This is a genomic window from Flavobacterium undicola (genome assembly GCF_009909155.2).
Lineage (GTDB): Bacteria > Bacteroidota > Bacteroidia > Flavobacteriales > Flavobacteriaceae > Flavobacterium > Flavobacterium undicola.
In genome coordinates, this window is the sequence record NZ_JAAAPM020000001.1 from 61,557 (window position 1) to 76,225 (window position 14,669).

General features: G+C 37.3%; 8 protein-coding genes. All 8 read right to left on the reverse strand.

Annotated features, from left to right (window positions below):
* Nucleotides 1–57 precede the first annotated feature (57 nt).
* A complete protein-coding gene (locus GTZ96_RS00260; protein ID WP_161640379.1) occupies nucleotides 58–1,623 on the reverse strand; it encodes an MGH1-like glycoside hydrolase domain-containing protein in 1,566 nt (521 codons plus the stop codon).
* A gap of 144 nt (nucleotides 1,624–1,767) precedes the next feature.
* Nucleotides 1,768–4,245, reverse strand: coding sequence for a glycoside hydrolase family 95 protein (locus GTZ96_RS00265; RefSeq protein WP_161640380.1), 2,478 nt, complete (start codon nucleotides 4,243–4,245; stop codon nucleotides 1,768–1,770).
* The gene (locus tag GTZ96_RS00270) at nucleotides 4,229–5,641 is read right to left on the reverse strand and encodes a prolyl oligopeptidase family serine peptidase (RefSeq protein ID WP_161640381.1); all 1,413 of its coding nucleotides are present in this window, start codon (nucleotides 5,639–5,641) and stop codon (nucleotides 4,229–4,231) included. The genes GTZ96_RS00265 and GTZ96_RS00270 overlap by 17 nt, the downstream gene beginning before the upstream one ends.
* 41 nt (nucleotides 5,642–5,682) lie before the next feature.
* A complete protein-coding gene (locus tag GTZ96_RS00275; protein WP_161640382.1) occupies nucleotides 5,683–8,472 on the reverse strand; it encodes a glycoside hydrolase family 78 protein in 2,790 nt (929 codons plus the stop codon).
* A 141-nt stretch (nucleotides 8,473–8,613) separates the two neighbouring features.
* Nucleotides 8,614–10,491, reverse strand: a complete 1,878-nt coding sequence (locus GTZ96_RS00280; protein WP_161640383.1) for a sialidase/neuraminidase family protein — start codon at nucleotides 10,489–10,491, stop codon at nucleotides 8,614–8,616.
* A gap of 66 nt (nucleotides 10,492–10,557) precedes the next feature.
* Nucleotides 10,558–11,535: a glycoside hydrolase family 43 protein gene (locus tag GTZ96_RS00285; RefSeq protein ID WP_235972815.1), complete on the reverse strand. Its 978-nt coding sequence runs from the start codon at nucleotides 11,533–11,535 to the stop codon at nucleotides 10,558–10,560.
* A gap of 126 nt (nucleotides 11,536–11,661) precedes the next feature.
* Complete coding sequence (locus GTZ96_RS00290) at nucleotides 11,662–13,236, reverse strand: glycoside hydrolase family 28 protein (RefSeq protein WP_161640384.1); 1,575 nt, start codon at nucleotides 13,234–13,236, stop codon at nucleotides 11,662–11,664.
* A gap of 15 nt (nucleotides 13,237–13,251) precedes the next feature.
* Entirely contained in the window at nucleotides 13,252–14,658 is a 1,407-nt protein-coding gene (locus tag GTZ96_RS00295; RefSeq protein ID WP_161640385.1) for a glycoside hydrolase family 140 protein, read from the reverse strand.
* Nucleotides 14,659–14,669 lie beyond the last annotated feature (11 nt).

A 14,669-nucleotide genomic window follows, 5' to 3' on the forward strand; every position in this document is an offset into this window, starting at 1 on the left:
TTTAGTCCAGTTCATAATGCTAAGCACAAGAAAAAGAGCCGTAAGCTCGGTACATTTTTATTCCGATACTAATTTTTCTAATTTTTCAGAAGCAGCGATTTCTTTTCCGTTTTTGAAAATTTTAAATCCTTTCCCTTTATGGTATTTCTCTCCTGTTTTATCCCAAAGAATCGTGATGATATTGCCATGATACAACACATTGTCTAAACAAAACCAATCCCATTTTCCTTCTGGAATTAAAGGATTCACTTCAATTTTTTCATCTGCTCTTGGGCGCAATCCAACCAATCCTGTAATCATCAAATCATTAAAAGTCGAGTGATTGTAATAACGGCTTCTCTCTCTCTCCCCCATTAACCAATATCCTGTAGTTTCATCTAAATATTCCCCTAAGTATGGTTTTCCGTGAAAATATTGCGATTCTACATACAAATTCATTTGTTTGAAATAATCGGTTTTATCAACTGCATTCTGATTGTAATTATTCAAAACATTCGCCAAAGCCGTCAAAGTTTGTGAAGTAGCAAAAGGCCAAATTGCACCGTCCCATTCGCAGGTTCCTGTTCCGTGTGTTCTAAAACGTGGACTTCTGCGTTCGGCAGTAGTTAATCCAAAAGGTGCCAAAAACCCTTTTTCATCCTTAATTTGTTCCCAAGCTTTTTCAAAACCTTTGCCATTTTGTGGCAAATTAAAATACCAAGGAATAAATCCAATTGCTTCGCGAACTTGCGCCAAAGTATCTTTCTCCGTAAAGGTTTCAAAGAATTCTGATTTTGGATTCCACAATTTCGTTTCCACTAATTTTTGCAGTGTATCCGCTTTAGCTGTAAAATAATTTTGCTGTTTTGTATCACCTTTCATCGCAGCGATTTTCGAAAGTGCCACTGCATTTCCATACATATAACTGTTAATCGTTGGTCTTGCATTTCTAAATTTCCTTGCCCCACTCAATGATTCTTCCATTCCGTCTTTAACGTCAAACTGCCAGAACAATCCGTCTTTTCGTTTTCTATCCCCTTCCCAAGCCGCATATTCATCGACTAAATCAGGATACATATCCAACAGAAATTTATCGTCTTTATTCACCAAATAGCGATTGTACAAAGCATCGGCCGTCCAACTGCTAAAGGTTCTCAACTTTTTCATCGGCTTGCCATCATTCCCCCGAAACCACAAATGAACGTCCTGCTCCAAATACTGCGGATCGTGAACCCAGCGAAACTCATTGATATGATGCCCCAGCGCACAACTAATCATATTGTATTTATCGGCATACGAACGATCAACTAAAAACTCGGTAATACCATAACCCTGAGGCGTATTGATAATATGTTTTCGCGCACTCCACCAACGGAAATAATAAATCTCCTCAAAATTTTGTTGCGGACATTCAAACAACGGAATATTCTTTTCCATCCAGGCCCACGCACTATCATTCGGAATCGCAAATTTCAAATTTTCATCTTCCATCGTGTTGAAATAATCAACATAATGCTTGAAATTATCCGCTTTCAAAACAACAGCCGTTCCTTTTTTAGAATGTGCCGCTCCTGATTTACAACTGCTGAAAGCTGCAATCAAGATTACGAAAGCGATTATTTTGTATTTAAAATCTGTAACCATTTTAATTATTATTTTTTTAAAGTTCTTTTATCATTCCCCTCTTTTTAAGAGGGGTGGCTGAAAGCCGGGGTGTTTTTTTACAACATTTGTACCCACCCCCCCTACGGGCACCCCTCCAATGGAGGGGGAAATTTGCAAGAAAACTTAATTCCCGTAAAAAGTAAAAGTCTGTCCTGCTTTCATTTCTACATCATATTCATTATAAACTGGCAATTGCACTTTAGGTAATTTCGCTTCTTTAGAAATAATTGGCTTTTTAACCTCAACATCATAAAACAACGGATTCGGATTTTTGCCTTTTGCATTTTTAAGTACAACCCCTTTGTCTGCTTTCAAAGTGTTTTCTAATTTCAAACGGCAGTTTCCACCAATTTTTGAATACACTTTCAAAGTCGAAACTTTGTTGTTTTTCCATTCCATATCAATTACAAATCCTCCGCGAGCTACTAATCCTTTGACATTTCCGTCTTTCCAAACCGTTGGCAAGGCCGGTAATAATTGAATAGCTCCTTCCTGAGATTGCATCAGCATTTCGGCAATTCCGGCAGTACATCCAAAGTTACCGTCAATTTGGAATGGTTGGTGCGCATCTAGCATATTCGGATACGTTCCACCGCCTTTGCGTTGTTCTTGAGTAACCAAGTGCAATTGGTCTTGGATTAATTTGTAAGCATGATTTCCATCCAACAAACGAGCCCATAAATTTACTTTCCAACCCATAGACCAACCGGTTGATTCATCGGTTCTGTAAATCAGTGATTGTTTAGCTGCTTCAAATAATTCTGGTGTTCTAAAAGCAGAAATTTGGTTACTTGGAAACAAACCGTACAAATGCGAAACGTGACGGTGATTGTCTTGCGGATTGTCCCAATCTTCCTGCCATTCCTGTAACTGATTGTGTTTTCCCACTTTCATCGGAGGCATTTTTGCCAAAGCTGCTGCTAATTCTTTGGTAAAAGTAGCATCAGGCGAAACTAAAGCCGAAGCTTCCATCACATGTGTAAACAAATCGAAAACCAATTGGTTATCCATAGTTGTTCCCGAAGCAATAGTCGATTTTCCATCCTCACCGGCATGTGCGTTTTCAGGCGAAGAAGAAGGCACTACGACCAAATAACCTGTATTTGGATCCATAACCATAAAATCAAGGAAAAACTGCGCCGCTCCTTTCATCACCGGATAAATTTCGGTCAAGTATTTTTTGTCACCGGTGTACAAATAACGTTCCCACAAATCCTGGCAAACCCAGGCGCCACCTGTAGGCCACATTCCCGAAGCTGCCTGATCTACAGGAGCTGTTACGCGCCAAATATCGGTATTATGATGCAAGACCCAACCGCGGGCATTATACATTGTTTTTGCTGTTTCGGCACCAGTAACACTCAATTCTTTTGCCATTTGGATAAATGGCTCGTGCATTTCAGAAAGATTGGTAACCTCAGACGGCCAATAATTCATTTCGGCATTAATGTTGGTCGTATATTTACTGTCCCAAGGCGGAGAAACCATATCGTTCCAAATTCCCTGTAAATTCGCAGGTTGCCCACCCGGTTGTGAAGACGAAATCAACAAATAACGTCCAAACTGAAAATACATCGCTGCCAATTGTGGATCAAATTCCTTTTTGAAATCACGGATACGCTCATCTGTAGGTTTTTTGATCTTTTCATTCGAACCTAAATCTAAACTTACGCGGTTGAAGAATTTCTGGTAGTAAGCCACATGAGCTTTCTTAATTTCGTCAAAGTTTTTGGTCAAGGCTGCTTCAAGAAAACGTTTACATTTTTGCTCCTGATTTTCGTCTAATGTTTTGTAATCAACAAAATTAGTTCCAATAGAAATGTACAAAGTAGCTTCGTCAGCCCCATTAATACTTATAACCCCATTTTTTGAAGTTACTTTTCCACCTTTATTTTGAACTGCCAGGCGACCTTCAAATTTTACTTTTCCTTTTACACCTTCAAAATTAGTTCCGGTGCCAGTCATTACAATTTCGTTATTGTCTGAAAAAGAAATGGTTTTATCAATCGGGCTGTTCATCATCACGTTGCAACTAATCTTCCCGGCTTTGCTGGCCGATAATTTCACTGCAATTACTTGATCGCTAAAAGATGTTAGAACCTCTCTTTTATAAGTAACGCCATCTACCTCGTATTGAACCGAAGCCGTAGCATTGGCAATATCCAAATCACGGTAATAATTTTTGTAATCGTTATGCCCATTGAACGAAATGTACACACTCCCAAAGGTCTGATACGGCATCCCATCATTAGTTTGCGACATGATATCTCGGGTGGCTAAATCCTGAGCTTCTTTGAATTTCCCTTCGAAAATTAATTTTCGAACTACCGGCAAAGCCTCAATTGATTTGGTATGCGCATTCGTGTTTGGAGAACCGGCCCAAATAGTTTCTTCGTTTAATTGTAAACGTTCGATAGACGGATCTCCAAAAACCATTGCACCCAAACGTCCGTTCCCCAAAGGCAGGGCTTCGTTCCAGATTGCAGCGGGTTTATCGTACCACAACTTTAAATCCGATTTTGATTGTGCTTGAATTGTTATCGTTACCAAAAAAGTCGATAATCCAAATAAAATTCTCGCTATATTATTTCTTAACTTCATATACTTTTTCGTTTTTTTCGCCAAAAAGGGCATATAACTGATTAATATCTTTTAATGCGTTTGCCGGTAACTTTTCGCCTTTAGTACCAAAAACCAATAGCTTTTCTGTTGGTTCGATTACACAAGTCGATTCGTCTATTTCTCCTTTGCTGTTTTTTACTTTGCTAATGTCCAAACCTAAATATTTTGCCATAAAAGGATACATCGCCATGCGTTTTGATTCTCCATAATTGTGTCCTTCTTTAGGAAAATGTGCATTTTCAACCAAACCCTGTTTTCCATACAAACCATAGGCTTTTTGAATAAATGGAAACTCTAATTCCGGCACTGTAGCCGTCCAATCGCCACCATCGGAAACAATCAACTGTGGTTTGGGAGCCGCCATTGCTGCAATTTCGGCATTATTGGTTCCGTTTCCACAAAGGTGTAAACCGCGACCACTTTCACAAGGACAACCACCTACAAAATGAGAAGAAGTCATAACCACCGGAACTGAAACTTTTATTCTGTCATCAATCGCTGCCAAAAACATCGTTTGAGAACCACCTCCTGAACCACCAGTAGCTCCTACCCGGTTCATGTCGGCATATTTTTGTGTTGCCAAATAATCTAACAATCGTTCTGCACTTAAAACCTGAATGGTTTGAGCAATACTATTTCTATGCAAAGTCGATTCAAATTGTAAAGTAGATTCGCCCCAGGCAAACAAGTCAAAATCTACTACAACCGCTCCCATTTTTGCCAAAATAGCACAACGCAGTTGCTGGTCTTTTCTATATCTTCCATCACCAAAATGTCCATTAGGTGTAATCACCACTGCCGCTTTTCCTTTTAAAGGATAGGGTTTGTAAATAGAACCCGTAACATAAACACCCGGTATAATTTCTAAACCAATATTCTCCACACTGTAATCTTTATAGATTCTTTTTGGAGTTAGAATTGGTGTTCCCTTTGGCATAGGCGGTGCTTTGTCTAGACCAATAGAACTAATGATGCATTTTTTCAAATCGGCCTTTCTGGTTTCCCAAGCTTTTAAATTGGGATACAAATCGGCTAAAAATTCTAAACGTTCCTTACCAATATTAGCCGATCTTCTGGCATATTCAAATTTTCGAATAGCATAAGTCGAATCGTTTTCTTTAAAAAAAGTAAGATCAAATGGTGCTAAAATGGCTGTCAATGAAACGTCTAAATTGCCCTGACGAATTCTCCATTCGGCATAATCCAGTTCCTTACCTTTTAGCAAACCATCTTTGTCGTTGATGGTTACTTTAAAAATGGATTCTATTGTTTTTATAGCCTTTACTATCGGTTCTTTATAATTATCATCCGATGTTTGTGCTTCTACCTTTGGCAGCAACAAAAATAGCAATACCACAATAAACAACTTCTTCATTTTATTCCTTTTCATCCTTAAATTTATCATTTTATTTTCATTTACAAAGCACATTCTATAACATACATTCCTGAACCTAAAACAAATGAAGCTTTTTCTTCATTGGTTAAAACTTTCAGAACCGTTTTAGAATCGCTTAGTATTTTACCATTTACTTTGATAACTGCATTCTTTTTTACCGGCAATTTTACAGTAGCCGTGGTATTTGCAGGAATCGTAAATTTAAAAGATACTTTACCCTCTTTTTTCTCCCACTCCGATGCAATTTCCCCAAAAACCGAATTGTAACTTCCCTTAACAAAAGTCATATCGCCAACAATTTCCGGTTGCAAGAAAAAATGCTTGAATCCTGGATTCGTTTTGTCAGGAACAATCCCTACTAAACTTTCATAAAACCATTCCTCAATTTGCCCCATCATAAAATGATTCCAAGAGTTTCCTTTTCTCGGATCCCATTGCTCGGTTAAGGTGGTCAAGCCAAATTTAATTTGGAAACCATAACCCGGCGCATCATAATGATTGTGCATTTTGTACATTACCTCATTCAGTCCATTATCAGCTAAAACCTGAAACAGATAACGATTCCCGACATCGCCAGTGGTCAATCGATAATTTCTGGCTTTGATATCGTTAACCAAATTGTCTAAAACTGTCTGCTTATCTTCTGGAGCCACCATGTTTAAAAACAACGGAACGGCATTGCTAAACTGACTTCCTGTGCCATATTGTTTCGTCTTTGTATCAAAGAACTTGCCATTAAATGATTTTTTTACACTTATTGCTAAATTCTTATAAATAACTGCATCTTCTTTCTTATTTAATAGCTTCGCAGCCTTAGCCAGCAAATCGATTCCAAAATAATAATGTGATGTAGCGGAAAGTGCTATCGGACTATTTTTAGAATAACCCGCCGCATGTTCTCCGTAATCATACCAATCGCCTAATCCATAAGAAACAATGCCTTTGTCTGCCTTTGAAGTCAGGTAATCCACATATCTTTTCATCACAGGATAGTATTCTTTCAATAAAGAATCATCGCCATAATATTCATAATACATCCAAGGCAAAATTACACCTGCAACGCCCCATTCAGGAGAATCAGTAAAATCACCACCAAAAACCACATATTCAGGTGCAATAGTAGGAATCATTCCGTTTTCACGCTGTGCATCGGCAATGTTTTGCATGATGGACGGAATATAATTTTTCAAGTTGTAATTGTAAATTAATCCCGGACCGTTTAAATGCGATTCTTCAAGCCAACCTAGTTTTTCACGGTGCGGACAATCGGTCAACACAGATTGAAAATTACTCTTAATGGCATTATTAATCAATTCGTGTGACTTATTGAAAATTTCATTCGAAGAAGTAAAACTTCCCGCTGTTCCAGCCGAGTTGTAAATAAAATTAGATTTTAAATCTACAATTGTTGGGAGTGAAAAATCCTTTGTTTCTTTATAATTCACGCCTTCAATTTGCATGTATTGATAACCGTAATAGCTAAATCTTGGCTGCCATTCTTCTACACCTTCACCTTTTAAAATATAATCAAAATAATAGGGTTTTCCGGATCTTCCCTGACCAACGGTTCCATCGTCATTCAATCCTTCACCAACCCAAATGCGTATTGTTTGCCCTTTTTTTCCTTTTACTTTAATTGTTGGAAAACCGGATAAATTTTGCCCCATATTAAAAACACGAACTCCAGCTTTTGGTTCAGTTACGGCTTTAACGCCAAATTGCTCTTCAATTTGTATTGGAGTCGTTTGTTGGGCTCTTAAAACACCTTTTGGCGCTTCCTGAACAACAACCGCTTTCCAATCATTGTCATTAAAACCAGTCTTATTCCAGCCTTTCTGCTCCAGATTGGCATTGTAATCTTCGCCTCCAAAAATACTGTTGAAGGTTATCGGGCTTTTAGAATATTTCCAGCTTTTATCGGTTTTTATAATTTGTTCCGAACCGTCTTCGTAAACCACTTTCATCTTCAAGAATAAGGTTGGAGGACCAAAACTCACAAAGAATTTCGCATACCTTTCGGCAAGCATATTATACATTCCGTTACCCAGTAAAACCCCGATTACATTCTCACCTTTCAGCAATTCATTCGCATTGATTTCATAGGTATTGTAGTAAACTGTCTTATCATAATCCGTCCACAAAGGAGCAAACACACTATTACCTACTTTTTTTCCATTCAGCGTCAATTCATAATGTCCCAATCCGGAAACATACACCACGGCTTCTTTTATTTTTTTCGAAACAGCAAATGATTTACGCAATTGAATACTTCTTCGGGACAAAGAATCACTGGCATCAATAATGGCTTGTTTCTTTTCTTTTTTGAAAGTAACAGCATGATAATTTCGACCTTCCGGCAAATGACTATCGGCCTTTGTAATGGCACCAATCCAAGTTGGATTCAAATCCGAAGGTTCCGTTCTAAAATAAGCAATTTCACTCCATTTAGAAGCTGTTTTTTCATTCGACCAAACTCTTACTTTCCAAAAGTATTTGGTTTCGCTTTTTAAAACTTTGCCATTATAACGCACTTCCTGACTTACTCCAGAAATTACTTTTCCGCTATCCCAAACATCTCCTTCGTTGTGATTTAATTTTTCTTTTGACGAAGCTACTAATAACTGATAAGCCTTTTGAGAAACATTAAAATCTTTAGAATTGATTTGCCAACTAAAAACAGGCTTTTGTACAGGTATCGCCAAAGGATTTGTAGCGCTATTGCATGTTAGATGGCTAACAGCAGTTTGTCCATTAGAGCTAAAAGTCACTAATAGACAAAGGAAAAATACTATGTTTTTTAAATTCTTCATTTCTTATTGTTGAGATAAACACAGGGATTCCACTGATTTACTTTGTAAAAGCACGGATAAAAACGGATTTTTAAAATCCTGAATTAGAAAAATCCGTATCAATCTGCGTCTTCGCGATAGCGAATCCGTTTCATCTGAGTTCTATAATTTTTTAGTAATCAATGATTTAATATTAAACACGGCTTCCGGGATTTCCATACCCGTATTTTTTAAATCATCATAATCTTCTACATCAGGAGCCGTATCAGGATTTGGAGTATAACGTTGTTCTCCGGTTCTAAACATAATGCGGGAAATACCGTCTGCCGGAGCATATAATATTTTTGCACCTGATTCTTTTTCATCATTCACTTTTACGGTATACGAACGAGAAGTAACATCTAATTTTACCGTAATGGTATATTCTTTTCCGGCTTCATATTTGGTTATTCCACTAAAACGGGCACCATTTTTTGTTTTTAAAACTCCATCTGAATCAAAAACCAATCGAACAGAAGGAAGTCCTTGTTTGTTTTGGAATTCAATTTGTAATAAACCATGGTTATTTTGTTCCGGTTTTACTGTAAATGTTGCTTCTACTTTTTCAGCAAAAGGAATCACACGTTCGGCACGGGAATAATCAAATAAATCATGATCTCTTAGAGTCAGCCATTTTTTACCATCTTCCTTCTTTTCAATTTTGGCGGAAGCCCAAGCCAAATCATACGTATTCCACATTTTTAATTCCTCGCCATTCGGCAAATTATTGAAAACGTCATTTGCATTTTCTGTTACAACCGAAGTTACCGGAACCGGAATGGAAGCCACCCAAATATCTTCCTTATTCATACTGTAGCCTATCCAAATTTTTCCATCTGGCGGAGTTCCGTCTTTCTCGGTAATACCACGAACGTATTGCGGCCCCACAGATTTATAATTTCCTCCGTAACGCATTGGACTAATTTCGCCGTGAACCAATAATAAATCAGTATAATTCAAACCATCATTAGAGGTCGAAATTGCCAATGGCCAACGGTATTCGGATGGATTATACACGGTTGCATAACGGTTATCAGATGTTTTTTGTCCCCAAATTTTAGCATTGCTGTTTACAAAACCTGGTGCTCTCAATGGATTGTATTCCCAGGTTTTCCCTCCATCTTTACTAATAGAAGTTAAGGCGTGTTTCCATAAACCCACCACATTTCCGTTTGCTAAATGATAATAACTAAAGGCCTTATATGGTTTTTGTAACGGAATTAATTCGTCATCGCGATCAGCTTCTTCCACCCATTGTTGTAAAACCAAAGGTTCTGAAAGAATTTCTTCGCAGGCTTTTTTTAATCCTTTGTCTTTTGCCTGAGTATAAAATGGAAAGGCTGATTTTGATTTATCCCAAGATTTATTATATCTGATAAAGTAAACAGGCCCATAAGTCCCGTCTTTTTTAATTTCACGAATCACACGTCCAATTCCTTTTCCGTCATTTGGATCGTCTTTTTCATCCATCGCAATTCCGTAATAAGCCAAGGCAAAAAGACGTTTCTCTTTTGAGGTATAAAACCCCATACGTTGGTGCATGATTGCATCGAGATTTTTAGCCACTCCTTCAACACCTTCTTTTTTCCATCCATCAGGAATGCGGTAAATAGGAAAAATTACTTTAGGCATTGTCCAGGTTACTCCGTCTTTAGAAGTCATTATTAGAGTTTGACTTGGCGGAATATGTTCCCCCGAAGGATCACTCAAATACTGAAGATAAAAGCTATTATTCCAGTACGCCATAGTAGGCTGGTGATTGTATGTCCAACCAAAACCATCTGCTTTTTCAGGATGTTCACGGCTGGCACGCATAATTTGAGTGGCATGAACACCAACAGCAGGACTCAATTGACCATGGTGATAATCAACATTAGAAAGTGTTTTTCCAACATATTTTACCGTATCATTTTGTGCAACGACAGAATGAATCGCTCCGCAAGTCAACAGAATTGTTGTTGCAGTTGCAATATTGCTTTTTATGTTTTGAAATAGAATCATAATCTTAGTTATTTTAGATTAGCCAACCCTATCAGGGTTTGAACCCTGATAGGGTTAATAAATCCATTATTTTTTTTCAATCAACTTTCTCAAAGTTTTCTTTGAAATCGTTGTAATCGTTCCGTGTTTATGTCCTTCCGGAAGTTGAATTTGAGAAGACACATCTTCAAAATTTTTAAAATCAGAAGTCTTAGCGGCTTTGTAATTTTTTGCTCCGTAATTGTCGTAATAAATCAACCAGTCGTTATCTTTCTTTAAAACTGTAGGCCCTTCTGAAAGATAGGCTGTAAACGGCTCAGAGATATTTTCGAAAGGCCCCAATGGTGTTTTTCCAAAAGCCACTTTTATATTTCGCATCGGTCTGGTGTTGTCTTTTAAAACCAATACATAATCGTTTTTGGCTCTTTTTAGAATCACACAATCAATGACAGAAAAACCAGGTTCGAAAAACAATTTGGTATCCGAAAATGTTTTAAAATCCTTAGTCGTTACATAATACATTCGGTGATTGTTTTTCTCTTCTTCCTGTCCTTTTGCATATCGAAACGGAATAGTAGAAGCCCATATGATAATATACCTATCTTGTTCATCATCATAAAAAATTTCGGGAGCCCAGACATTGACAACCTCAGGCTCATTCTTCATCACATGAATGTACTGCTGTTCTGACCAATGTATTAAATCTTTAGAACTGGCATAACCAAAACCGTCCCCGCCTTTCCAATCGGTTGTCCAAACCGTGTGATACACATCATTTTTCCCCTTTACGATAGAAGGATCTCTCATGATTTTACTCTTTCCTGCTTCCGGTTTTAAGTAAGGCCCGCCCAAATCTTTCCAATGGTAACCGTCTTCACTGGAAGCCAAATACAATCCATCAGTAGCCGGTTCTCTAAACGAAGTGAACAGGTAAGCTTGTTTTGAATTAGAACAACTAAATAAAGTGAAAAACAATAAAATCCCCACCCCAACCCTCCCCAAAGGGGAGGGAGTCGAGACCTGTTTATTACAATGTGCTTTATTATATATCATTATGTTTTTCATTATCTCCAGTACTTAAATAACCAAAACTGAATTTAGTTTATAAATATTTTTTTTTAATTTCTAATTCATCCCAATTCTCAAGCAACGTCCCCCTCCCCTTTGGGGAGGGTTGGGGTGGGGATTCTATTATTCAACAACGGCTGCGGCGTTTAATGCTGCTCCTTTGTTTACTACTTTTTTCACATTGTTAAAAACGTTATTCTTTAAGTAAATCCCTTTGGTTTTAGCACCATCAGCATCCAGGAAAACATCGGTAGCAAACATTGGAAAATTATTATTAATCATCATGTTTGAAACATCCGTCAATTTAATCAATGGTGTATTTGCAACTGGTTTCATCGTAGCCACATTGTCTAAAATCAAATTAGTTGAATTTTCGATTTTGAAAGAAGCACCGATGGTCGTTGTAATTTTTGCATCGTGAAACTCTATATTATCAGCAGTATTCAATGTAAATCCTTCTACAGACTGAATGTTGATATTCGAAAAAGAAATGTTTTGAACTGGCATCTCAGAAATTCCATAAATAGTTCCTGCTTTCTTAACCTCTGTTCCTGTTAAATTACTGATGTGAATGTTTCTAAAAATTGGCGTTCGCTCTGAAACCGGCTCTTCTTTGCTCGATTTATCATAAAACAAATCCAAGATAACAGCCTCTTCTTTAATATTTTTCATCACGATATTGTCTATGCGAATGTCTTCGACAACACCTCCACGACCACGAGCCGATTTCAATCGGATTCCTCTGTCTGTACCGTCAAAAACACAATTTGAAATCGTAATTTTTTTGATTCCACCCGACATTTCGCTTCCAATAACAACACCACCGTGACCACTCAACATCGTACAATTAGTAATCGTTACGTTCTCTGTTGCTACGTTATACTTACGACCGTCTTCGTCTCTTCCTGATTTGATTGTAATACAATCGTCGCCTACGCTAATGTGACAATTCGAAATGTGTACATTTTTGCAAGACGAAGGATTGATTCCGTCAGTATTAGGTGAATGCGGATTATTAATTGTAATTCCCGTAATGGTTATGTTCTCACAAAACTCCGGGTTTATCGTCCAGAAAGGAGAATTTTGAAAAGTAACTCCTTCGATTAAAATGTTCTTACAATTAAGTACCTGGAAAAAAGAAGGTCTGAAAAACTTTTTGTCAATAGTTCTTTTGTAGTAAGCCTCATACTTAATTCCCTTGTTTTGCTCTTCCCACAAGGTTTGATACTTCGTTTGTGGTATCGGCCCTTTGGCTGTTTCAATACGATACACTTCATTCCACCAGGCTTTTCCCTGACCGTCGATAACGCCTCTTCCTTTGATAGTAATATTCTCGGCATCTTTAGCGTAGAATAATGGTGAAAAAGTTTTCATCATGATTCCCTCATAACGCATTTCTACATAAGGCAAATAATCATCGAAATTCTCAGAAAATTTCAAAACTGCCCCTGCATCCACATAAATCGTAATGTTGCTTTTTAATTTCAAAGCACCAGTTAAATAATTTCCTGTAGGAAAAAAAATCGTTCCTCCTCCATTAGTTGATGCTTTATCAATAGCTTTTTGAATGGCTGTAGTACACAAGATTCCTTTATTGTTTCCACCTGCATCTAGAATATTAATCCAACCTTCATTTTTGGCATTGGCGGTGGTCAAAGCCAACAAAAAAATTAAACTAAGTACTAAATATTTTTTCATAAAATTCATCTTCAATTATTTTGATGTTAAAACTAAAACCCAGTCATTTCCATCCACTTTTTCACCTGGAGGATCAAATTGTAAAACAGCTGTATTTTTAAATTCTCCTATAGTTTTCTCTACTCCATTTCTAGGATTGAACCAGGCAGCCTTTACTTTTGCTCCTTTAATTTTCCCCATATTCAACGACATGGTTTTTCCGTTATACGTATAAACTAAAACATAATCGGCTCCTCTTGTAGCAGCTAAATAATCATACTTTGCACCTTGATTAGCAACTATGGATTCGTCTGGAACACGACTAAAATAATTGCGTTTCAGGATTAATTTTTTTACATATTGCATTTGGCCTGCTCCCGGAGCATTCAGCTCGTCACTCCAGATTGCTTTGTTTCCATAAGCTCCTTTCTTTTCACCTTTATGATACATTTGCATTACGGCATTATTTCCATAAGTAAAACCGGCACCTCCTGCAAAAACTGACCAATAAGCATATCTTCTCAAATCCTGATCTTTCCATTTTGGTTGCAAAGTATCATGTAAACCATGAGGAATTCCTTCATAAGAAGGTTCTCCGTCTAATGTTGGCTTAGTAGGTTTTAAAGCAAAATCTCTCAATACAAATTTGTAATTGTCTTCTTTGAAAGAATTTGGCAAAGTATCCTGATCATATCTTCTATGTCCTGATTGAAACATATTAAAATCCAACCAACTTGCATTATGATAATTTTCAGATGAATCCGTACGTCCAAATGGGTGAAAAGTCACTAATTGTTTTGGATTATTAGTCTTTAAAGTACTTCCAATGGTATTCCAGATATCCGTGAATTTATCTCCATAAGTGTCTCCACCATTCAACCAGATTACATTGGTTCTGTTTTTAAATCTTTCGGCTAAAAATTTAGCGTATTTTTCAACCTGAGCTTTAGTTACTTTACTGTCTTTACTACTAATATTAGTTCCCCAAACCGGTACCATAGCCAGGTAAATTCCGTTTTTTTGCGCTACATCCAGAGCATAATCTACATGATCCCAAAAATCATATTCAGCCGGATTATTAAAATTATTTCCAGAAGTAGTTAATGGTTTAGATACATCCGCATCAATCAGTGCCGCATCACCATAAACATTCTTGGCTGTTATATTATGCAACACCATTACCTGAATAACATTGTAACCTTTTGCTTTTCTATCCTGAAAATAAGTATTCATCTCTTCACGGCTCAACTTCCCAAAAGTTAACCAACCCGTATCTCCCAACCAGAAAAAAGGTTTCCCATCCTCGGTTTGAAAATAGTGTTTGTTTGAGGAAATTTGGAGTTTTTGCAAAGGCTTCGCAGTGTTCTGACCCTGACCAGAAATAGTCACAAAGCTCAATCCTACAAGAGTAATTATTCTACCAATTGTCTTAGCTATTTTCATAAGTTTAAATT

Bases quoted from the DNA above. Each gene is read 5' to 3' on its own strand.
- GTZ96_RS00275 (WP_161640382.1), bottom strand. From the start codon at position 8,472: ATGAAGAATTTAAAAAACATAGTATTTTTCCTTTGTCTATTAGTGACT.
- GTZ96_RS00290 (WP_161640384.1), bottom strand. From the start codon at position 13,236: ATGAAAAAATATTTAGTACTTAGTTTAATTTTTTTGTTGGCTTTGACC.
- GTZ96_RS00295 (WP_161640385.1), bottom strand. From the start codon at position 14,658: ATGAAAATAGCTAAGACAATTGGTAGAATAATTACTCTTGTAGGATTG.
- GTZ96_RS00280 (WP_161640383.1), bottom strand. From the start codon at position 10,491: ATGATTCTATTTCAAAACATAAAAAGCAATATTGCAACTGCAACAACA.
- GTZ96_RS00270 (WP_161640381.1), bottom strand. From the start codon at position 5,641: ATGAAGAAGTTGTTTATTGTGGTATTGCTATTTTTGTTGCTGCCAAAG.
- GTZ96_RS00265 (WP_161640380.1), bottom strand. From the start codon at position 4,245: ATGAAGTTAAGAAATAATATAGCGAGAATTTTATTTGGATTATCGACT.
- GTZ96_RS00285 (WP_235972815.1), bottom strand. From the start codon at position 11,535: ATGAAAAACATAATGATATATAATAAAGCACATTGTAATAAACAGGTC.
- GTZ96_RS00260 (WP_161640379.1), bottom strand. From the start codon at position 1,623: ATGGTTACAGATTTTAAATACAAAATAATCGCTTTCGTAATCTTGATT.